This is a genomic window from Planococcus sp. A6 (genome assembly GCF_028823615.1).
Classification (GTDB): domain Bacteria; phylum Bacillota; class Bacilli; order Bacillales_A; family Planococcaceae; genus Planococcus.
Window position 1 is genome coordinate 1 of the sequence record NZ_JAPEHT010000059.1, and the last position, 20,925, is coordinate 20,925.

Sequence of the window (20,925 nt, forward strand, 5' to 3'; positions counted from 1 at the left end):
ATTCTTTCAGAAACCACACTTCATTCATATCCACGAACAAATCGATTGGTTCCCCGACTGCAGTTTTTTCAGCTTGTGAGATCGTAAGCACACATTCCAACAATTGCTTTCCTGCTTTTACTTTCAGGTTGTACATACCGCGTCCGTATTTCAATTCCTGGACGATGCCCCTAATCCGGACGTGGCCCAATTGATGACTTTCCACTGTTTTGATCGCTTCTGGCCTGATGACCATAAAATAATCGCCATCTGCCAGCTGGTGATTTACAACTGCTTCAATTAGTTGATCAGAGGATGCAAAATAGCCGTTTTCGATCACGCCGTCCAAGATATTTCGCAAGCCTAGAAATGACGCGACTGTTGTCGTTTCAGGGCGTTCATATAATTCCCGTGCACTTCCGACTTGTTGCAATTTGCCTTCGCCCATGACCGCGATCCGGTCGGATAACGCAAAAGCTTCATCGCGGTCGTGCGTCACAAACAAGACGGTGACACAGAATTCTTTTTGGATTCGGCTTAACAGTTCGCGCATTTCTTCCCGCAAGCCCGGATCGAGCGCGCTGAATGGTTCATCCATCAACAAGACGCGCGGATTCGCCACCAACGCCCTGGCCAGTGCCACGCGCTGCTGCTGCCCACCGCTCAGTTCATCCGGAAAACGGCTGCCGAATCCACTGAGCCCCACGTGTTCGAGCATATCGCGGGCAGCTTTCAAACGCTGCTTTTTGCCGACTTTCTGCATTTTCAAGCCAAAAGCGACATTGTCTTCAATGTTTTTATGCGGAAACAGCAAGGATTGCTGAAACACCATCGCGAATTGTCTCGATTCAGGCGGCACATTTGTCAGGTTTTTATCCCCTATCCAAATCTCCCCGCCATCTGCCTCCAATAAGCCAGCAACCAATTTCAGCAAAGTCGTCTTACCACAGCCGGAAGGCCCAAGCAACGAGAAGAACTCTCCTTCGCGAATGGACAGCCGGACCGGGCGAAGCATGAACGACGCATCGTTTTTCGGCTTTACGGCTCCGTACCGCTTTTCTATATCGATGATGCGTAAATCACTCACGGTTTCACTCCTTTCGCGGGATCCTGTGAGTCTTTATTCAATTGATAATAACGTTTTAAAGCGGCGTCCATTCCAACCAAAGCCGCAATGGCAAGGGCTGCATAGAGCAATGAATAAGCCGAGGCAATGCCTGGGTCTCCTCCACTGACAAACGGGAACAGCAAAATCGGCAAGGTAACTACTTGACCGGCACCGATGATGAAGGTGATCAAGTATTGGCTCAAGGAAATCAAGACGCTCAAACTTGCACCTGCCATTATGCCCGGCAATAGATGCGGCAGCACGACGTGAAAGAATCGCGGCAGCGCACGCGCTCCCAGCATGCGCGCTTGGTCTTCCCAATCAACCGATAAAGTTTGATAGCTAATCATGACCGCACGGAACATATACGGCAAAGTCGGCGCGATATGCGCCAACACAACCCCAACAACGGTTTCAGTCAATCCGAACCGCAAAAAGGTCAAGTGGATCCCCATGACTGAGATAAAAGGCGGAATGATGATCGGCGCAAAAATGATCGCTTCGAACAACCATCTGCCGCGGACTGAATAACGCACCAACGCGTTGGCCGCCGGGATCGCCAGTAGGATGTTCACGGCTGTTACAATCAAGGCAATCCATAGGCTGATCCCGACCGCTTGCCAGGTTCGCCCGTCATTTATTACATATTCCCACGCACGAAAACTCCATGACTCAGGCAACACATCCGGCCAGCGCCAGCCGAATGACAGGCTCGACAATAGCAAGGGAACAAATGGCACGATGATGAAAATGATTAATGTAATGAAGACAAACAAGGACAGAAGGCGTGGATGTCTTTTCATTAGCCCCACCCCTTTAGCACATTCCAGCGCTTACTGAAGTAATACGCCACTAGACCCAGTAAAATCGTGATAGCCGCGAGAATCATATTGACCGCAAGCGCTTCGGGGCGATCCGAAAGCGTGCCGCTTGTGTAAAGCTGGTACGAATAAACCGGCAGCACACTTGGATAAGTGACACCTAGTAGATAAGGTACTTCAAAAGCGGAAAAAGTAAACACAAAGACGATAAACGTCGCAATCGCCCACGCCGGCATCATGACCGGCACGACCACTTCCCGGACGAATTGCCAATTGCCCGCACCGAAAACGCGCGACACTTCACGCCAGGAGCCATGGATCCGTGACAGCACCGGATACAGCATAAGTGCTACAAAAGGCGCTTCTTTCCAAGCGTAAGTGAGGATGATTCCCCAACCGAACGGGTCATTGACGATCACCGGAAAATCCGTGATGTCGTCAATCCAGCCAAATGCCGCAAGGAGTCTCGATACAAATCCGCTTTGGGTGAACAGCAGCACAATGATATAGCCAGCGACCAGATGCGGTATAGTCAACGGCAATTGGAACAAGCGATGCCAAGCCTTCGGCGACGCGGCTTCCATGGAATTATTGAGGAAAAACAAGACCACGGCAATGAGCGCTCCAATGACTGCCGACAGCAATGAAGACAGCGCCGCTATCCGCAATGTGAGCGCCATCGATTCCCAAAAAGAGCCTGAATGCAGAAGCCTGTCGTAGGCTGCTAAGGTCAATTGTGTCTCCCCAATCGCCGGAAAATAGCCAAAGCTTTTCAGCAGGCCATCAAAAATCCCCCCGAAAAACAGGAGGATGATTGTACCGGCGGCCGGCAGCAGTAAAAGATACGGTTTACTCTTTCGCCACATGTTCCGTCCACCCTTTTTCGATGATGTCGATATAATCAGAAGACAATTCAGGCAATCGGTTTTGTTCCAATTCTTCTATTGAAAGTGTCGCTTCTCCCAGATCCACTTCATTCATCGCTTGTTGCTGTTCGGGCGATAATTTCTCCAAATCGAGCGCTGTCAAATCGCCCCAGTTCTCAGGTGATAATTTAGCGGTTTGGGCCTCGGGCGACATTAGTTCATTGATTGCGACAAGCGCCCCTGCTTTATCCGAGGCGTTGAACGGAATCGACAGGAAATGCGTATTCGCGAGTGTTCCCCCTTCTAATAGATAGGTGCGGGTCGACTCAGGGAAACGTCCCTTCAATACTTCACTCGCAGCGAGTGCTGGATCGTAGCTCATGGTCATGCCAATTTCACCGCTAGCAAATAATTGATCTTGTTTGGCCAGGCTTTCCGGATAAGTTTCTCCCCCGCGCCATAAATATGGCTCAATGCTATTCAAGTATTGCCACATCGGCTCGAGGCGTTCTTCCAAATCTTCAAGCTCGGCAGCGGGCTGCTGGTACTGCTCGTGTCCGCCAGTCGTTTCATACAATACCTGGCGGACAAAAGCACTTCCCGTGAAATCAGGCGGTGCGGGGTATGTGAACTGTCCCGGATGTTCCTGTACCCAATCGGCGAGTTCAGCCATCGATTTCGGCGGGGTTTCGTGTTTACTTTCATCATGCACGAACACGAATTGCGCCTTGCCCCATGGTGCTTCCAAGCCTTCCACCGGTTCTCCGAAATCCTGTGAAACTTCCGGTGCATCGGCATCGATGTAGTCATTGAAATTCGGCAACTGGCCGGTGAAATCTCCCCACAGCAAGCCGTTGTCTTTTGCGGCTTTGAAATTTTCGCCGTTGATCCAGACGATATCCATACTGCCGTCGGTTTTACCGGCCGTTTTTTCGTCGAGCAATTGGTTGATGATGTCTTGCGCGTCATTCATTGGCACACGAGTCAACTCGATGCCGTGCTGTTCTTTCATGCGCGGCGCTACCCACTCATCCAAATAAGTATTGATGTTGTCGTTCCCGCCCCACATGTACATATTGACTTCCTGTCCTTGCGCCACGTCTTGAATAACGCTCCAGTCATCTGTCAATAAGCTGTCTGCATCGGTTGCGTTTCCTGCATCTCCGGATGAACAAGCTGACAAGGCGAGTGCCAGGATGCCCAATGACGCTATTGGATATTTCTTCATTAATTCCACTTCCTAATTCCTTTTATGCTGCTTCTCTGTGTTTTCAATCAATCACGCATCAACTGGGAGCCTCGCTTATCGCGCTCAATCAATCTGGTTTGCTGCCGTTTTTTTGATTCCAACGGTTGCGGATCAAAATCGGGACGACTGTCAAGATAATGAAAACGACGACCGCCGCTGCAATGATTTTCGGGTTGCCGCTGACAAAGCTGCTGCCGAGAAAATTATAAGCGAAGGTTCCAGGAATGATGCCGATCAATGTCGCCAAGGCAAACGAAGCAAAACGCACTTTGGCGATCGCTGCCATATAGCTGATCAAGTCGAAATTGATGACCGGGATCAAACGGAACAGCAGCACATACAAAAAGCCATTCTGTTCCATTTGCCTCTGAAATTTGGCAGCGTTTCCTGTCCACTCTTTTGTAACGATGCTTCTGCCGACCACCTTTGCGACAAGAAAGGACAGCATTGCCCCCAAAGTCGCGCCAATGATGGTGTAAAAGGTTCCCATCCAAGCACCGAAAGCCAAGCCGCCGGCAATCGATAGCACCGAGGCCGGGAAGAAAATCAGCGGCCTGATGGTGTAAACGATAATGTAAATGATAGGCGCCCATAACCCGAACGATAAAATCCAGCTGCGAAGATCTTCCGCTTCCACGTCAAAAACGGAACGGCTGAGCCAGATGACCAAGCCGATGGCCACAGCCGCCAGCAGCCATTTAATGACGCGCTTGTTATTCATGAATTGCGCGTGTGTGTCGAAATACTTGAATAACGTTTTCTCATCTCATCATAGCGCTTGCGGTTAAGCCCTTGGTCTGAATAACCGACGCGTGATGCGGAGCGGAATTCAATTTGCTGCGCTGCGTCATTAAAGTAAAATTCAATGTCATCCTTGAATTTCATCAGTTTAGTCGTAGCAATTGCATAAACATAATCATGATTCACTTGTACAATCCGGATACCTTCATAGCCTTTCAACATACCGATCAAGTTCTTTTTCGCTTGCTCTTTGCTGCCATTATACGGCCATGCTGGAACGAATTTGTCCCGTACAGTCGTTTGCGACGAAACGGCATTTGGCGTGGAAGGCATTTCCTTGAGACGGCCGTTTTTCACGCCAAGTTCTGGCTTGGTGTTATTTTGGACCGCCATATTGGCGATGCCAAGTCCTGCAGCCGCTGCTGCCCCGTATAAACCGATTTTTTTGACAGGCAACTCGCCCGCTTTTGCTTTATTGAAGGTTTTGACGACCGGTTGATTGAGCAGGTTATCGACATAGACTTTCTTGCCGATTTTCACCAGTACTTCGCTATAGGTCGGATACGGATGAATGACACTGGATAATTTACCCATATTGATACCGAGTGTTTTGAGTGTCTGAATTTGGCTGATGATTTCACCGGCGCGATCGCCCAGAATGCTCGCCCCGAGAATGTGGCCTTTTTTATCGAGCACGATCTTCACTTTGCCGATCGAGCCTGGTTTCGTATTGGCACGGTCGATATCCGCATAATCGTGTTCATAGACACGAATCGAATCACCGTATTGTTCGCGTGCCTGTGCTTCGGACAAGCCAGAGTGGCCGAGTTCCGGGTCCGTGTATGTACACCAGGTCACATGGTCGTAATTCATTTTGCGGTTGATCGGTAAAATAGCGTTCTGCGTCGCCGTAATGCCTTGGGCGTTCGCCATATGCGAGAGTTGATAAGGGCCGACGACATCGCCGATGGCATAGATGCCTTTGGCGGTCGTTTCCATATGTTCGTCTACTTGGATACGTTTCTTATCGTACTCGACTCCGGCAGTTTCCAGGTTATAGCCGGAGACACTCGCTTGGCGGCCGAGCGCAACGAGAAGCCCCTCATTTGAAACAGTCATTTCCTTGCCATCTTTTTCGACCGTCAGTTCAATTTGGCGGCCATGTTGAGCAGCTTTTACCGCTGCCGCGCCTACATGGATCGTGACGCCTTCTTCGATGAGTCGCTGCTGGATCATCAGCGCGAGTTCTTCGTCATCGTTAGATAAGATGCGATCCGATTTTTCAACCAGCGTCACCTCAACGCCGAGACGGTTGAGCGCTTGGCTCATTTCGACACCGATCGGGCCTGCGCCGAGAATGGTCATCGTTTTCGGGAATGCTGCCAATTTGAAGATCGATTCATTGGTCAAGTAATCAACTTCACTCAAGCCGTCGATTGGCGGCACCAATGGAGTGGAGCCAGTAGAGAGAATGATTTTTTTTGCTTCAATCGTTTCCCCTTCTACTTCCAAGGTGTTCGGCCCAGTGAAAGTGGCATACGCGTTGATAAAGTCGATGCCGGATTCTTTCAGCACTTCCGGTGATTCACCGGCGTATACTTTTTGAATGACTTTTTGAATATCTGTCAATACTTCTGATGTATCGACTTTCAGCTCAGGTGAATATTTTTTGGCGTGATGGACTTCTTTCGCGATATTGATGAGCGATTTGCTCGGGATGCAGCCGGACCACGTACATTCCCCGCCTGGCAGATTCTTGTCGATCAACACGGTCTTTTTCGAAAATCCTGCGGCTGTAAAAGCGGCTGTCAGGCCTGCTGCTCCCGCTCCGATAATTGCGATATCATATTTTTTGGCCATTTCTACCAAATCCTTTCTTTCCTGAAGTAAGTACATCTTATCAAAAAGCATCAGGCATTTTCCTTTAATACCCCTCGGAATTATCGACTATTTTCAAATGTTGTGTCAGAAACCCAAGCGGTTTGATGGTTTGAGCTGTCCGGGATGTTATATACTGATGACATCCTCAACAGGAAAAGGTGACATCAATGCTAGATACATACGCCAGAAAACATGTACAACCGGTTGTTGACAAGACGGCCGAGTTTTTATTGAAAAAAGGATGGACCGCTGATGGCGTGACCAAGACGGCATTTGCCATTGGCCTGTCATCGGGTGTCTTCATCTACCTGGATCAGCCGGTTTTGGCACTTATTGCGCTTTGGCTATCCGGATTTCTGGATGTGGTCGATGGGACGATGGCGAGAAAAACAAAACCTTCTCCTTGGGGAACGCTCCTCGACATCAGTTTTGACCGATTAGTGGAAATCAGCGTTATCCTCGGCCTTGCCTTCCGCTTTCCGGACTCGATGTGGGCTTTATTGTTATTGAGCGCATCGATCATCGTCGCCATGACTGTCTTTTTGACCGTCGGGGCATTATCCGAAAAACAAGGGATGAAATCGTTCTATTATCAAGCCGGGCTTGCGGAACGGACAGAAGGGTTTATCTTGTTTACGTTGATGATCGTCTTTTCTCCTTATTTGACGGTAATCACCTTATTGTTTATCGCCATTCAGATTTTCACCATTTTTCAGCGCATGGCCGAAGCCAAGCGGATTTTGTCCTAGACTGGAGTGTTTAACATGAAGATTGTCGTCTTGGTTGGGGGCGGCCATGCACATTTGCACGCCCTTGCACAATTCGCAAAAAAGCCGCGGGAAGATATCCAATTGGTGCTCATCTCGCCAGCGGTCCATCAATATTATTCAGGGATGTTTTCAGGATTCACTGAAGAAGTTTACGGATTGGATGAGATCCGCATCGACTTGAATCAGCTCGCTGAAAAAATCGGCGCGGCTTTCTATCAAGATGCAATCTGCGCCATCGACCCGGAATCCCGCACACTGACCGGCCAACACGGCAAGATCTATCCTTATGATGCAGTGTCCTTCGACATTGGGTCACAGACCGATAGCCCGGAAGCGCTGAAGAAGCACATCTCGCCGATCAAGCCCAATTACCATTTTCCGGATCAATTAATGAAGTTCCGAAAATCTGCCAAGCCCGTCATTGTTGGAGGCGGCGCATCGGGCGTGGAATTGGCCTTCTCTACACACGCCTGGCGAATGAGGCAGCATTTTCCTACCGATACTTTATTGTTCAGTTCTGGTGAGCTGCTATCGGCTCACGGAGCGGCCGCTTCCAGAAAACTCGAGGCGATTGCCCGGAAAAAATCGTTACCTTTTTTCACAAATGTAAAAATAGAAGACATCGACGAAACTTCCGTCATTGCAAGAAACGGTGCCTCCTATCCCCAGTCAGACGTGCTTTGGCTGACTGGCCCGAAAAGCCCTGCCATATTCGAGCACTCAGGCATGCCGGTCGACCGCGCCGGATTTTTGGCTGTCAGTGAGACACTTCAATCGATTCGTTTCCCCGAAGTCTTTGGTGCCGGCGATTGCGTCTCGATCGACCGCTATCCGGACCTTGCGAAAAACGGCGTCTATGCAGTTCGCCAAGGCCCCGTGTTGTGGGGCAATCTACTGAAATTCCTCGATGGAAATCCATTGTCCTCCTTCATTCCGCAAAAACGCTATGTAGCCATCCTCTCCACGGGCGGTGGCGAAGCGTTCCTGACTTACGGACCGTGGAGCTTGCATGGCAAACTCCCATGGAAACTCAAGCAGCTGATCGACAAGAAGTTCATGAAGTCCTATCAAGCGATCTATAAGTAAACTGGTCCATGCCTCACTCAGGATGGGGCCAATCTTGAAGGAAATTCGAATGGCTGTGGTCCATGTACTATTGCTTGGCCAAAAGATTCATGGTGGGCATGTGCCCATCATGAATAGCATCTTGAAATTTTTCCCCTTTCTCGCTATAATTCTTTATACAGTAGTTGAATCATCTCCCGCGAACATCTAGCGGGCTTCATCAAACAGTTGAATGGAAATTAAAAATGCAGCACGGGCTGCCATATTGGAATTGCGCAGAGTATATACCTGACAATAGAGCTGGGAATAACGCCAAAGAGAATGAATCATTCTTTTTGGCGTCTTTTTTTATTTCATATCCCCGGTTTGAGTCGGCTGAATACCAGCAACAGTTGGATTTTTCATTTCCATCTATCCAATAATGCCCCCTCCCCCCGTTTGGTTTTGACTAAAGATCTTAAATGGAATGAAGAACTGAAGTTAAAGAACCATTTTCTGGACGCTGAAAAGAGCGATTGAAAAACAAAGAACTAGCCGGCCGTCACATGCCGGGAAGGAGCCAGTTATTATGCAGGAAGCAAGATCTATTCAATCAGAAGTTTCGGGCTATATTTCAAACCTACTCCGCCAGCATTTCGGAAAAGGACCTGCTTCTGTTTACGTCACCATCAAAAGGCCCTATATCACGATACATTTCAGAGGATTTGTCAGTCCTATGGAAAAGATTTTACTCGACCAAGAAGAAGGCAAACGCGTGTTGGAAACGAGAGATTTCATGTTCAATGCCTTGAAGCCTGAAATTTTAAGTGAACTTTTGACGATTACCCAGCTGGAATTTACCGAGTTATATGCCGATTGGAACTTGGCGCTGAAAAGCGGCATCTTTATCGGCGTGATGTGTGATGATCACCTCATAGATCCATTAGGCTGGCCGGAAGATGGAGAGCGTGATATTTTCCATAAACAAGTAGAACGCGTCAGTGAAGAAGCCGGGCGTATACCAGACAGCATCGAGACCCTGTGGATGAGCAATCGAACATTGCTGTTGAAGCGCAGCGGCATTTTGGTAGGGATTGAAAAAGCTTTAATAGAGGAGGGCTTCTCTGAAATCCTCAAATTGACCAAACGCCCTCTTGAACGGAAGCTTCTTGAAGCAGCCCCTTTGAACCACTCTTTACAGAGGAACATCGATGAAGTTTTCATGGATTGGAATTTCAGCCATGACGTCGGGTACATCGCGTTCATCCTATCCGCTGATCCTCGATAATTGAAATAAAGCAAAATCTTCTATATGAATAAGCGGTTGGTACATATAACTTTAAAGTTCTCCCCACAAAAAAATTGGAGCTGCCGAGATTAAACGCTCTCCTTAGTTTTGTGTTAAAGACTGCCTAAAACGGGTATGGCTTAATACACAAACGAAAAAGGAGGAAGTTTATATGGATCCGATTATCTGGCTTTACATAGCACTTGGAATCATTGTCCTTGGCCTAATCGTCGCCGTCGTCGGTGTCGTGATGCTGCTATCCGGCATCAAGGAACCGATGAAAGAAATGAAAGGGTCGGCAGATAACTTGAAAGGCCGCATGGACAAGCTGATGCTTGAGACGACTCATTTGCAGCACACGACAAATGAATTGAAAGAAGACATCCAGCAGAAATCCGAGAAAATGGCCGTCCTGGTTGATGGGGCGAAAGGAACGATCAATTCAGTCATCGACATGAATTCGGTCGTCCGCAGCATCACATCGGGCATTTCCAAAAAAGTCGAAGATGACCCCGCCAACCGTTTCCAAGTCAACCAGTACAGCAATAATGCAGCCGGCTTGATGAAATATTTGGATAAGAAGAAAAACCAAGAATCAACAAATTCAACTTACAACCCAGAACCTGCAGCACCACATCAAGTATCGAAAAATTATTGATGACGATAAGCAGCCCTTGAGGCTGTTTTTTTATGCAAAAAAACGAAAAATTATTGATGACGATAAGCAGCCCTTGAGGCTGTTTTTTTATGCAAAAAAACTTGCCGGCTCATTCACCGGCAAGTTGCTATTTTATGAAAAAGAATTTTTTGGACAAGATCAATCCGATTGCGAACAGCAATACGGCCACGTACGCCGGAAGGATATGGATAAAACTCGTATACCCGATCACATAATGAATGATGATGGCCGCGCCGAACGCCGGCAGCCCGCCGAACAGGAACGTGTACCAGACCCACCGCTGCCCTTCTTGGAATCCCCATAGTGCGAGCATCAAAACGAGCAGCCCGACACTGATCAAGGCACTGCCAAGCCCCGCGCGGTCGTGCGCGATTACAGGGATGAGCCGTTCGTTGATGGCTGCGATTTGTTCAGGACTCATGCAAATATAGGCGATGTCGGTTTGGACGAATACACCGTTTACGCCGATTGTCGAAATGACAAGCCCGGCTGCTGCGAGCGCAAATCCAAGTGCGACAAACGCCAGCTGGCCCCACAAGCTGCGTTTCCAGGCTTGGTGGTTCGTGCGGTTTCGCGAAGCTGAATGTTCGCCATGATTTTTGGATGCCTGGTATCCTTTCCAGAAAAATGGCAATAGAACGAGCCAAAGAATGCCGTGGAGCCAGTCGAAATAACCGAATCCGATGAATAATAAAATACCGAGAAACCCTAATACCCCTGCGATGTGAATGGCGCGTTTTGCCCATTCTAAGCCGTGACGGACGCCATGCCTTGCCAATTGCATGTAAAGAATGCCGCCCGAAACCATCGTACCGGCAACGGTCATCCGGTCATGCTGCATAAAATGGTAAATATTTGAATTGATTGCAATGAGTTCTTCTCGTGATAAATTCAAAAATGCCTCGTCATAAGGCATAAGGACGATGGTCATGCTGACAAGCATTGCCGCTGCCCCGCCGAGGAACATGAACAGCCCGAATAGCCAATGCCAAATCCAGCCATCGTACACAGGAGGCGCAGCTATTCGTTGATCCAGCAGCCCTTCATTGATGCGCTTCGGCAAACCGGGGCCGGTCCTGACATAGCCGCTAGAGAGCATCACCAAATCCGCTCCTGCCCCGTATAAAGCCAGAGCGTCTTTCGGTTCAGCGATTCCGCCTGAGACGATGACCGGAATTGTACTGTGCTGTCGGATGGCAGACACTTTTTCAGCCAGCAGTCCAGCTTGTTCGATCGGATATTCCATGCCTTCGCCCGTGTCTATTGCCAGTTCATCGATGACGATTCCGTCTATGTATGTTCCATTAGCTGCCAGTCCCATAACTGCCGCATCGATTTCATCCGCTGAACTGGCATATAATAGCGGCTTGCTGCCGACTGCTTCTTTTAAAGACTGCCGCTTCTCCTCGCTGAACGGCTCTTCAATGACAAAAGCATCTCCATACGCGGACAGCTTGTTCAATAAAGAACGCGTTTGTTCAAAAGAACCGCTTTTCCCTGTCCGGATGAAAATCGGCTTGCTGAACGGCTTTAGCTTCTCGAGCTTCTCGATCGTTCGCTTGAGACCGGGTGATTCCAGATGGTATGGAAAAAGCAACTTATCTTTTGAGTCGGTGAATTCCGGTGAACCCGCTTCCACCGGCTCCCACGACACCGGGCCGATCTCGATAAAGCCCATTCCCAAATGGCTGAATGCCTTGGTTCCGGAAAGCAAGGGATCGATTTTCCCGCTCAAGCCGACGGGGTTGGCAATCTTTAAACCAAAAATCTCCGTTTCCAGCTGCTTGGCTGGAGCTGTGTGCCCCAAGTATTCGATGAGTTTGCTTCCGCCGGGAATCGAGGCGATCCGATGCATGCCTTTATGGATAAATTCTCTCCCGGTTTTTGCCGGCAAGCGGGAAAGTGTTGGTTCAAACATCGTATGATAAGTCCAATCCGGCAAGAAAATCACGTCCTAAAACAAAGTATGCTGTTATTTTACCGCATTTTACGCAACGAAAGCGTAAATTTCATGAAAACCCCGTTTAGATCCACACATCATTTTCTGCCGTCTGCCCACTTTGAATATCGCCTGTATTGACGACGCCTTTAGGTTCAACCAGCAAGATGCTCGCTTGCGTTTTCGCAAATGGCTTGTGCTCTGTATTTTTTGGAACGACAAACATTTCGCCTGCTTTCAATTCCACTTTTCCGTCCCGAAATTCAATGGCCAGTTCTCCTTCTAACACAATGAACACTTCATCCGTTTCTTCGTGCTTATGCCAGACGAAATCCCCTTGCACCTTCACGGTTTTGAATTGATAATCATTCATTTCTGCGATGACTTTCGGCGACCATAGATCGTCGAATTTCGAAAGCTTTTCATTGAAATTGATCGACTTGAAATTCATTGAATCCACTCCTCTCTATGCTTGTATTGCTTCTGAAAGTGCTGCAGCTGTGTACTCAGCGATCTCCCTATTTTTATAAATGATGCAATGTTCCAATCCCAAATCACCATTTAGCAGCGAAGGCAGATAGGCACGTAAATTAGCGGCTACTCCGCGATTGTCTTTTTGCAGAATCCAGTCGATTGACTTCCAATCCAATATGCCTTCACGGGTTCCAAGAGGCGTAGCCAAAACTTGTGTTTCCGGCAAATCCGCCATAAACAAGTACATTCCTTGACGGCTGCTTTCATTCGTGAAAAGAACATTTCCTGCATGCAGCATATCTGTCAATCGAATGCCGGTCTCTTCAAAGGTTTCCCTGATGGCACTTTCAAGCGGCGTTTCGCCGGGCTCGATTTTTTCGCCGACGCCATTCCACATGCCCATTTGCGGCGACTTTTCTCGGTTCAAGAGCAGAATTTTATCGCCATTTCGAATTAAGCACAAAGTGTATTTCAGCATGTTGGATGCCCTCCTGTCCCTTTTAACTTGCTCAGCTAAACATTTTCTATACGTGCTTTTGATCCCATTGTGCCAAAGACATCATGTCGAATTCTTCCTCAATCTTGAAATCTAGCGGTGCGATAAATTCTAGTGAATTGCCATCCGGGTCATGAAAATAGACTGCTGCGTGGGCATATGGCCGGTTCGGCAAGTTCAGTGGTTGTTCTTCCGGTGAAAAACCGAAAGCCGTTCTTGCTTCGATTCCTCTGTCGGCCAACCAATCCTTCGCGTTGCGGATCGCTTTTACATCCACATGAAACGCGATGTGGCGAAGCGAAGGATGATATGGCGTTTCCGCTTTATCCGTTTCCCATAAGCCCACCCAACTTTGCCCTTTGACAATCCAAAAGAAAGCCAGCTTTTGAGTCTCATAAGCGAGTTCCAATTCCAAACTAGTATAGAATTCAATGGAACGTTTTAAATCCCGAACCGGTAAATGTGCTTCGTAAAGGCCTTTAATCATTGATTTGCCTCCTTTATCTTTTTTATAATGTCTATTTTTCTCAAGTCTTTCCGTGATTCTTGGTTCTCTTGTAGCCGTCTATAGATGATTTTGTATATATTTTTCAATAATCATCCAAACTTAACACGTAATATTCCGCTCTGTCTTCCCGTACTTTTCCCAAACTTCTATAGTCGACCTCTGCAAAAGTCTCTAAATCCTCGATGAATGAAAACCCAACCTGGTTATAGCCATCGCTAAATTCATGCTCCCGATAATCAATCACCGAGTAACCGAGCCGTTCCATTAAGTTTTTCAACGCGATCCACTGTTCGTTGAGATATAACGAAGGGAACCAGCATATCAATATCTTGAGGAGAGAAATCCATTTTTACGGCTTTCCCAAGACCTAAAGAGCCATATAGAACGGGAATGATATGCAATTGATTATTAAGGCTTTTGCACAGACGAATAAATTCTTTATGTAAATGCTGTTCCTTATTCACTATTTGAAACCAGCTTTCGCTTACTCGCCACTGCTTCTTCTAATACTAACAACGCTATTTCATGATCATTCATCACATACGGAACTTCTTCCGGCTCTACCCAAATGCGTGCGGTGGTCTCGTATTGACGCAAAAATGGAAAACACTTTGTAATGTCCATTCGGTAGAATAGTTGATATCCGACTTTCGGGTATTTTCCATTTTCCGGAAATCCCTCGTTTTCTGAGTGGTCCACTTCGATTGCACCGATGTAAGTTAGCTCTCCGGCTATATATGCCTCTTCGTACACTTCGCGGCGCAATGCCTGTTCAGGCACTTCCCCTTTTTCCACATGGCCGCCCGGAACATTAAACCCTCGGCCTTTTACATGAACGAGGACCAGTTTTTCATCTAGAAAGCAATAGCCATGAACACTTGTCACGATATCGCTTGCTTGAAGCTGTTTATAGGGCTGCCAGGTCAGACCCACAGTCTGTCCGTCCCAATTGACATACGTTTGATTTTCCATCGAACACTCTCCCTCCAATCTGCTAGGTTTGGCATTCGCTGATTTTTCTGGACCAGAGTTTAGAATGCATTTTTTCAGCCGATCTCCTTGCAGCATCTCTTTCAATATCCTCAAATTGGTTTCATAGAACGCAAAATTCTTCTCCAGGCCCCGCCTTTGGCTCCAGCCGATGCTGTTAAAGGCATCAATGAACCGATAAAAGGGCAAGACGGCTCGCAAATCGATCATCGGCCGGATGCTGTTATAGCCCATCTGATAAGAATTCAGCAGGACAAGATCCGACTTTAAAAAATCACGGTAAATTTTAGTGAAATCAATTTCCGTCGAACCGAAGCGCACACTTTCAAAATCGATCATGCCGGAAACCTGGCCTTCCTCCACAATGATATTAGCTGGGCGGAAATCCATATGGACAAAACTCGGCCCGTCTGGTGCTGGAAGTTCCAACTTCATTTGCTCAAACTTGCGCAAGCTGGCCATATATAAATCTTCATCCAATACTTCTTTTGCATCTTCCGCGAAGCTATAAAACTGCCTTTCGATGAATTCATGCCAATTGGGAAATTCATTTTGTATGGCGCCGAGTGCTGTTTTGTTAGAAGGTTTGATTTGATGCATAGACGCTTGCATTGCACCGATTTGATACGCGATTTCCGGAGAAGCTGTTGCGGACAAAGGCTTCCCTTTCAATTCAGACAGCAGCAAGGCCCCCGGACAGCTATCGTCACCTCCCCAATAATCGAGCAGCTTTGGAATCGGGACATATCCAGCGAGGATTTCATAAGCAGCCAGCTCGCGCTCGTATTTCATACGGGTATACGGGATTTTCACAAAGACCGTTTCGCCACTCGGTAAAGTGCATTTGTAGACCGTTGAACTGAAAGAATCTTCGACTTCGTTGACGGAAATCACTTGTAGATTGAATTGTTTCAATACCTGATTGAGCATGGAATTCTCCCTCCTTTATTCCAGCAACCACCTGTACTTGTAAATATTAGTATATCAAAAAGCACTTTGAATTCGGTTCGTTTTCAGAACTTTTCCGCAAAATAACGGTCAGCATTATATCAACTATCAAACAATGCATTAAAAAACCCGAAGCCATTAAGCCCCGGGTTTTCTTGTTATTTCATATGCTTCCGTTGGAAATCGGAAATGCTTTCGTATTCTTCTGTCAGCAAGCGCGACAAGCGGATGTAAATCGGAAGCAGTTCGCGGTAGATATTGCTTGCTTCCGTTTCCGGATGATGCGTATGGGTGCTGCCGATCATTTCAGAGACAATGCTGAAATCCTCGATCTCGCCGGTGGCATACATGCCGAGGACCACTGCGCCAAGACAGGAACTTTCAAAGCTTTCCGGGATGATGACCGGCTTGTCGAAGACGTCTGCCAATAGCTGGCGCCACAACTCGGAGCGGGCAAAACCGCCGGACGCTTGGATGCGTGCCGGCTCTCCCGTCAATTCCTCAACGGCGAGAAGCACGGTATAGAGATTGAAAACGATGCCTTCTAATACAGCGCGAATCATATGTTGCTTTTGGTGATGGATGCTGAGGCCGAAAAATGATCCTCTGGCATTGGCATCCCATAGTGGTGCCCGTTCCCCTGTCAAATAGGGGTGGAACAACAGCCCGTCAGCTCCTGGTTTAACCGTTGCTGCGATTTTCGTCAACACATCGTAAGTATCGATTCCGAGCCGCTTAGCCGTTTCTACTTCGGATGATGCGAATTCATCGCGAAGCCAGCGCAAAATGATGCCGCCGTTATTGACCGGGCCGCCGATCACCCAGTGATTTTCCGTCAATACATAACAGAAAGTCCGCTCTTTCGGATCGGTTTTCGGCACCGGGGACACTGTACGGATGGCACCACTCGTCCCGATGGTCACTGCAATGACGCCGGGATCGATGGCATCGACACCGAGATTGGCCAACACGCCGTCGCTTGCCCCGATGACAAATGGAATGTCTTCCCGGACACCCATGAACGCAGCGAACTCCGGTGCGACTCCAGTGAACTGCTCGGTCGTCGGCACGAGGCGCGGTAATTTCTCTGCCGTTACACAAGATACATCCAATGCGCCTTGGTCCCAGTCGAGCTGTTCCAAATTAAACAAACCGGTAGCGGAGGCGATGGAATGATCTTCGACGTATTCTCCGAAGAACTTATGGAAAATATAGCTCTTGATGCTAATGAACTTCGCGGTAGCTTGGCAGATTTCCGGTTTTTCATCCTGCAGCCACAAAAGTTTTGCTAATGGCGACATTGCGTGGATCGGCGTACCGGTCCGCAAGTAAATGTCATGCCCGTTCAAGTTTTCTTTGATGTGCTTCGCGTGCTTCGAGCTTCTCGTATCTGCCCAAGTGATGCTATTGGTCAAAAGTTCTCCTTGAGCGTCTACCGCAATCAGGCTGTGCATGGCAGAACTGAACGACAAGAGCTTTAATGACTCTTTGCTGATGTCGCTTTTTCTCAAGGTTTCCCGGACAGCTGTCAGGACGGCGCGGAAAATTTCTTCCGGGTCTTGTTCGGCGGTCAATTGGTTCGGCGTGTGCAAGGGATAGAAAACAGTATGGCTGTCTTTAATTTGCCCCGCTTTATTGAATAGGACAGCTTTTGTGGAAGTGGTCCCTATATCGACCCCTAAATAATAGGATTGTTCAGGCATGTTCTTCTTCCTTCCTTATAACAGAAAAAGAAAAAGGAGAATCCCTTTTTCTTTTTCTGTACTCATGTGATAAAGAAACTCAAAATCAATACTACCACGAATCCGGTGAGGCCGATGATGGTTTCCATCACGGTCCAGGATTTCAATGTGTCTTTGACGTTCATTCCGAAATAGCGGTTAACAAGCCAAAAGCCGGAATCGTTTACGTGAGACAAAACCGTAGCGCCTGCAGCGATGGAAATAACGATCAAACCAAGTGCTGGGCCAGTTGTTCCGGTAATTTCTAGAAGCGGTGCGATCAATCCTGCAGCCGTTACCATGGAAACGGTAGCGGAGCCTTGTGCCACACGGACCGCAGAAGCGATCAAGAATGCCAAAACAATCGGCGGAAGCGCAGAATCGCCCATCATTTGGCCAAGTACATCACCGACACCTGAGTCGATAAGTACTTGTTTGAACACGCCCCCCGCCCCTGTAACGAGGATGATGATACCTGCAGGTTCAAGTGCTTTCGTTGCAATGTCTTGAACTTCCTGGCGTGAATAGCCGCGGCGTGTGCCGAGGAAGAAAAACGTCAGGATCGTAGCGATTGTCAAGGCGACGAATGGATGGCCAAGGAAAGTCAAGATCTCACGGATCTGGTTCCCTTCATCCAACACGACCGCTGACAAGGTGTTGAAGAGAATCAACACAAGCGGTATCAAGATCAAGGAAATGATCATCCCGAAGCTCGGCAATTCTTTATCGTATTCTTGTTCTTTGATATCCATGTAATCCGGAATCGTCAAATGAATGCGCTTCCCTATGTAGCGTCCAAAAACAGGTCCCGCTAGAATCATGGAAGGAATCCCCGCGAGTACCCCGAACAGGATAACCCACCCAAGTTCTGCACCGACCAGTTCCGCAACCGCAATCGGTCCCGGAGTTGGTGGGATGAAGCTATGTGTAACAGCAAGACCCGCCAATAGCGGAATTCCGTAATGCAAAAGCGATTTGCCGGTCTTTTTCGCCAAGCTGTAGACGATTGGCACTAAAATGATGAAACCTACATCGAAGAATACGGGAATCGCGACGATGAAGCCTGTCACGCCAAGAGCCCACGGTGCTTTATCTTCCCCGAATTTGGCGATCATCGTTGCCGCTAAGCGCTCAGCGCCGCCGGAAACTTCAAGCATTTTCCCGAACATGGCACCAAGGCCTACGACGACTGCGACAAAGCCGAGTGTCCCGCCCATGCCGTTTTGAATCGATTGAATAACATCCCCAAGCGGCATGCCTGCCGCGATGCCGAGCAGTAAACTTACCAATAATAACGCGACGAACGCGTGCAATTTCGTGCGCATGACCAAAAATAGCAAAACGAAAATGCTTGCGACCGCGATCATGATCAATGTTGAACCAGCCATTTGATTTCCCCCTCTTCAGATAAACAATGGTTTATTTTTTGACGACTGCGTGCCCGCCGAATTCATTGCGAAGTGCTGCGACGACTTTCCCTGTAAACGTATCGTCTTCGAGCGAACGGTAGCGCATCATCAGTGACATCGTGATGACCGGCGCCGGCACATTCAAATCAAGTGCCGTTTCCACTGTCCATTTTCCTTCTCCTGAAGAGTTCATGACCCCTTTGATGCCATCGAGCTTTTCATCTTTCGAGAAGGCATTTTGCGTTAAGCCCATCAAATAAGAGCTGATGATCGAGCCGTTGTTCCACACGCCGGCCACTTTTTCAAAGTCGTAGTCGAAATCACTCTTGTAGAGGATGTCAAACCCTTCAGCAATCGATTGCATCATACCGTACTCGATGCCGTTGTGGATCATTTTCATGAAATGCCCGCTGCCTGATTTGCCGGCATAGAGATAGCCGCCTTCAACTGAGATGTCGCGGAAGAGCGGTTCGATGTCGTTGAACCTTTCTTCGTCCCCGCCGATCATTGCGCAAATGCCGTGGCGCGCGCCTTCTGTTCCGCCGCTTGTGCCGCAGTCGAAGAAATAAATTCCGCTCGCTTGCAATTCTTCAGCGCGGCGCACCGATTCTTTGTAGTTCGAGTTGCCTCCGTCAATAATGGCATCGCCTTTGTCCAACAGCGGCACCAATTGTGCGATGACCGATTCCGTAATTTCCCCGGCTGGCACCATCAACCACACCGTACGTGGCGCTTGCAGGTTCTGCACCAATTCCTCGAGCGATCCCGCAACTTTGAAACCGCTTACTTCCAAAGCGTTTGCATCATGCCCAACCACTGTGTGGCCATGATCTGTTAAATTGAGTGCCAAGTTCTTGCCCATCTTGCCCAAACCGATAATTCCGATTTCCATTTGAAAACCTCCTGTAGAATAAAAGAATATTTTTCCTTAGTGAACTTAGTATATCAAATATTTTTCCACATACAAGCATGTTATGATAGAAATATAAAAAAACTTCAAGCAACAGAAAGAGGCGTGGCAGAATGAAACAACAACAATTCGCATTGGCAGCCATCCGTGGCAGTTACCGCAATTTCAGTGAAAAGGAAAAGAAAATTGCCGATTACATCTTAAATGACCCCCGCAATATCATCCATTTGACGATCAACCAAATTGCCGATGAGCTCGGGCTTGCAGAATCGACCGTCTTCCGCTTCTGCCAGCGCCTCGGCTTTAAAGGATTTCAAGCGTTCAAAATCGCCTTGGCTGCCGAAGTTGTCGCGCCATTAAAAGACATCCATGAACAGATCGAAGAAGGCGATGAAGTGAAAACAGTGGCAGAAAAAGTGTTCCGCTCCAATATTAAGACACTCGAAGATACCCTGCAGATCATCGACGAAGAAGCCTTGAAACAAGCAGTCGCAGCAGTGCTGTCTGCACGCAAGATCGAGTTTTTCGGAAACGGCGGGTCTGCGATGATCGCCATGGACGGCTATCATAAATTCGTCCGGCTCGGCCTTCATGTGGCGATGAATATAGACGCCCACCTGCAGCTTATGTCCGCATCGCAGCTCACTAAAGGCGACGTCGCCATTGTCATCTCCCACTCCGGCAGCACGCGAGATGTCCTCGAAGTGCTTCACGTGTTGAAGGAAAAAGAAGTGACGATCGTCTGCGTGACCAATTTCGCCAAATCCCCTTTATCCAAAGAGGCGGATATTGTCTTGTACACATTGTCGGAAGAAACGGATTTCCGCTCAGAAGCCCTCGCTTCCCGCATCGCGCAGCTCAGCTTGATCGATGCGCTTTACACGAACGTCATGATCGCTCGCGGAGACGAAGGCAAGACGGCGCTGCGCCATATGCGCGAAGCCATGTCACAGAAGCGCTTATAGGCGTTGGGGATTTTGGACAAATAAAAAAAGCTGGAACCTAAAGTGGTTTCAGCTTTTTCAGGTTGTCGAAAAAGGTAAGAAGTTGTATTTTCCGAAGCTTATCGCTCGCTTTCCGTGGGCTCGCGCCCAAGCCTCCTCA

The 20,925-nt window shown here is 48.2% G+C and carries 20 protein-coding genes; 5 read left to right on the plus strand and 15 right to left on the minus strand.

The window, feature by feature from the left end:
* The 6 genes from ON064_RS10240 to ON064_RS10265 form a co-directional block, all read right to left on the minus strand.
* On the minus strand, positions 1-1,066 hold a 1,066-nt coding region (locus ON064_RS10240; RefSeq protein ID WP_274624675.1), incomplete at its 3' end, for an ABC transporter ATP-binding protein.
* Positions 1,063-1,890 (minus strand): ABC transporter permease, encoded by an 828-nt coding sequence (locus ON064_RS10245; RefSeq protein ID WP_274624676.1) that lies wholly within the window; start codon positions 1,888-1,890, stop codon positions 1,063-1,065. The genes ON064_RS10245 and ON064_RS10240, both read right to left, overlap by 4 nt.
* Positions 1,890-2,774, minus strand: a complete 885-nt coding sequence (locus ON064_RS10250; protein ID WP_274624677.1) for an ABC transporter permease — start codon at positions 2,772-2,774, stop codon at positions 1,890-1,892. Before ON064_RS10250 ends, ON064_RS10245 begins: the two co-directional genes overlap by 1 nt.
* Positions 2,758-4,002 (minus strand): ABC transporter substrate-binding protein, encoded by a 1,245-nt coding sequence (locus ON064_RS10255; RefSeq protein ID WP_274624678.1) that lies wholly within the window; start codon positions 4,000-4,002, stop codon positions 2,758-2,760. Before ON064_RS10255 ends, ON064_RS10250 begins: the two co-directional genes overlap by 17 nt.
* Before the next feature lie 88 nt (positions 4,003-4,090).
* Positions 4,091-4,744 carry a TVP38/TMEM64 family protein gene (locus ON064_RS10260; RefSeq protein WP_274624679.1) on the minus strand — a complete coding sequence of 218 codons (654 nt, stop codon included), beginning with the start codon at positions 4,742-4,744 and terminating at the stop codon, positions 4,091-4,093.
* Positions 4,741-6,624, minus strand: a complete 1,884-nt coding sequence (locus ON064_RS10265) for an FAD-dependent oxidoreductase (protein WP_274624680.1) — start codon at positions 6,622-6,624, stop codon at positions 4,741-4,743. The genes ON064_RS10260 and ON064_RS10265 overlap by 4 nt, the downstream gene beginning before the upstream one ends.
* A 188-nt stretch (positions 6,625-6,812) precedes the next feature.
* Here ON064_RS10265 and ON064_RS10270 point away from each other — a divergent pair, with 188 nt between their 5' ends.
* The 4 genes from ON064_RS10270 to ON064_RS10285 all read left to right on the plus strand — a co-directional run bounded on the left by ON064_RS10270 (position 6,813) and on the right by ON064_RS10285 (position 10,405).
* Entirely contained in the window at positions 6,813-7,394 is a 582-nt protein-coding gene (locus tag ON064_RS10270) for a CDP-alcohol phosphatidyltransferase family protein (protein WP_274624681.1), read from the plus strand.
* Positions 7,395-7,409: 15 nt separating this feature from the next.
* Entirely contained in the window at positions 7,410-8,501 is a 1,092-nt protein-coding gene (locus tag ON064_RS10275; RefSeq protein WP_274624682.1) for an FAD-dependent oxidoreductase, read from the plus strand.
* Positions 8,502-9,048: 547 nt separating this feature from the next.
* Entirely contained in the window at positions 9,049-9,747 is a 699-nt protein-coding gene (locus tag ON064_RS10280; protein ID WP_274624683.1) for a Na-translocating system protein MpsC family protein, read from the plus strand.
* 172 nt (positions 9,748-9,919) lie between these two features.
* Positions 9,920-10,405: a DUF948 domain-containing protein gene (locus ON064_RS10285; RefSeq protein WP_274624684.1), complete on the plus strand. Its 486-nt coding sequence runs from the start codon at positions 9,920-9,922 to the stop codon at positions 10,403-10,405.
* A 127-nt stretch (positions 10,406-10,532) separates the two neighbouring features.
* Here ON064_RS10285 and ON064_RS10290 read toward each other — a convergent pair whose 3' ends face one another.
* The 9 genes from ON064_RS10290 to gnd all read right to left on the minus strand — a co-directional run bounded on the left by ON064_RS10290 (position 10,533) and on the right by gnd (position 19,803).
* Complete coding sequence (locus tag ON064_RS10290) at positions 10,533-12,377, minus strand: beta/alpha barrel domain-containing protein (protein WP_342455330.1); 1,845 nt, start codon at positions 12,375-12,377, stop codon at positions 10,533-10,535.
* 73 nt (positions 12,378-12,450) lie between these two features.
* Positions 12,451-12,816 carry a cupin domain-containing protein gene (locus ON064_RS10295; protein WP_274624686.1) on the minus strand — a complete coding sequence of 122 codons (366 nt, stop codon included), beginning with the start codon at positions 12,814-12,816 and terminating at the stop codon, positions 12,451-12,453.
* A 15-nt stretch (positions 12,817-12,831) separates the two neighbouring features.
* A complete protein-coding gene (locus ON064_RS10300; protein WP_274624687.1) occupies positions 12,832-13,317 on the minus strand; it encodes an NUDIX hydrolase in 486 nt (161 codons plus the stop codon).
* 46 nt (positions 13,318-13,363) lie between these two features.
* The gene (locus ON064_RS10305) at positions 13,364-13,822 is read right to left on the minus strand and encodes a VOC family protein (RefSeq protein WP_274624688.1); all 459 of its coding nucleotides are present in this window, start codon (positions 13,820-13,822) and stop codon (positions 13,364-13,366) included.
* Positions 13,823-14,079: 257 nt separating this feature from the next.
* Positions 14,080-14,307 (minus strand): hypothetical protein, encoded by a 228-nt coding sequence (locus tag ON064_RS10310; RefSeq protein ID WP_274624689.1) that lies wholly within the window; start codon positions 14,305-14,307, stop codon positions 14,080-14,082.
* A complete protein-coding gene (locus ON064_RS18395; protein WP_342455331.1) occupies positions 14,300-15,763 on the minus strand; it encodes a phosphotransferase in 1,464 nt (487 codons plus the stop codon). The genes ON064_RS10310 and ON064_RS18395 overlap by 8 nt, the downstream gene beginning before the upstream one ends.
* Before the next feature lie 176 nt (positions 15,764-15,939).
* Positions 15,940-17,484: a gluconokinase gene (gntK, locus tag ON064_RS10325; RefSeq protein ID WP_274624690.1), complete on the minus strand. Its 1,545-nt coding sequence runs from the start codon at positions 17,482-17,484 to the stop codon at positions 15,940-15,942.
* 62 nt (positions 17,485-17,546) lie between these two features.
* A complete protein-coding gene (locus ON064_RS10330; RefSeq protein ID WP_274624691.1) occupies positions 17,547-18,890 on the minus strand; it encodes a GntT/GntP/DsdX family permease in 1,344 nt (447 codons plus the stop codon).
* A gap of 31 nt (positions 18,891-18,921) precedes the next feature.
* A complete protein-coding gene (gene gnd / locus ON064_RS10335) occupies positions 18,922-19,803 on the minus strand; it encodes a phosphogluconate dehydrogenase (NAD(+)-dependent, decarboxylating) (RefSeq protein ID WP_274624692.1) in 882 nt (293 codons plus the stop codon).
* Positions 19,804-19,934: 131 nt separating this feature from the next.
* Here gnd and ON064_RS10340 point away from each other — a divergent pair, with 131 nt between their 5' ends.
* Entirely contained in the window at positions 19,935-20,786 is an 852-nt protein-coding gene (locus ON064_RS10340) for a MurR/RpiR family transcriptional regulator (protein ID WP_274624693.1), read from the plus strand.
* The last annotated feature ends 139 nt before the right edge of the window (positions 20,787-20,925 follow it).

Excerpts from the sequence above, each read along its gene's own strand:
- ON064_RS10245 (WP_274624676.1), bottom strand. The coding sequence starts at position 1,890 with ATGAAAAGACATCCACGCCTTCTGTCCTTGTTTGTCTTCATTACATTA.
- ON064_RS10250 (WP_274624677.1), bottom strand. The coding sequence starts at position 2,774 with ATGTGGCGAAAGAGTAAACCGTATCTTTTACTGCTGCCGGCCGCCGGT.
- ON064_RS10255 (WP_274624678.1), bottom strand. The coding sequence starts at position 4,002 with ATGAAGAAATATCCAATAGCGTCATTGGGCATCCTGGCACTCGCCTTG.
- ON064_RS10260 (WP_274624679.1), bottom strand. The coding sequence starts at position 4,744 with ATGAATAACAAGCGCGTCATTAAATGGCTGCTGGCGGCTGTGGCCATC.
- ON064_RS10265 (WP_274624680.1), bottom strand. The coding sequence starts at position 6,624 with ATGGCCAAAAAATATGATATCGCAATTATCGGAGCGGGAGCAGCAGGC.
- ON064_RS10270 (WP_274624681.1), top strand. The coding sequence starts at position 6,813 with ATGCTAGATACATACGCCAGAAAACATGTACAACCGGTTGTTGACAAG.
- ON064_RS10275 (WP_274624682.1), top strand. The coding sequence starts at position 7,410 with ATGAAGATTGTCGTCTTGGTTGGGGGCGGCCATGCACATTTGCACGCC.
- ON064_RS10280 (WP_274624683.1), top strand. The coding sequence starts at position 9,049 with ATGCAGGAAGCAAGATCTATTCAATCAGAAGTTTCGGGCTATATTTCA.
- ON064_RS10285 (WP_274624684.1), top strand. The coding sequence starts at position 9,920 with ATGGATCCGATTATCTGGCTTTACATAGCACTTGGAATCATTGTCCTT.
- ON064_RS10295 (WP_274624686.1), bottom strand. The coding sequence starts at position 12,816 with ATGAATTTCAAGTCGATCAATTTCAATGAAAAGCTTTCGAAATTCGAC.
- ON064_RS10300 (WP_274624687.1), bottom strand. The coding sequence starts at position 13,317 with ATGCTGAAATACACTTTGTGCTTAATTCGAAATGGCGATAAAATTCTG.
- ON064_RS10305 (WP_274624688.1), bottom strand. The coding sequence starts at position 13,822 with ATGATTAAAGGCCTTTACGAAGCACATTTACCGGTTCGGGATTTAAAA.
- ON064_RS18395 (WP_342455331.1), bottom strand. The coding sequence starts at position 15,763 with ATGCTCAATCAGGTATTGAAACAATTCAATCTACAAGTGATTTCCGTC.
- gntK (WP_274624690.1), bottom strand. The coding sequence starts at position 17,484 with ATGCCTGAACAATCCTATTATTTAGGGGTCGATATAGGGACCACTTCC.
- ON064_RS10330 (WP_274624691.1), bottom strand. The coding sequence starts at position 18,890 with ATGGCTGGTTCAACATTGATCATGATCGCGGTCGCAAGCATTTTCGTT.
- gnd (WP_274624692.1), bottom strand. The coding sequence starts at position 19,803 with ATGGAAATCGGAATTATCGGTTTGGGCAAGATGGGCAAGAACTTGGCA.
- ON064_RS10340 (WP_274624693.1), top strand. The coding sequence starts at position 19,935 with ATGAAACAACAACAATTCGCATTGGCAGCCATCCGTGGCAGTTACCGC.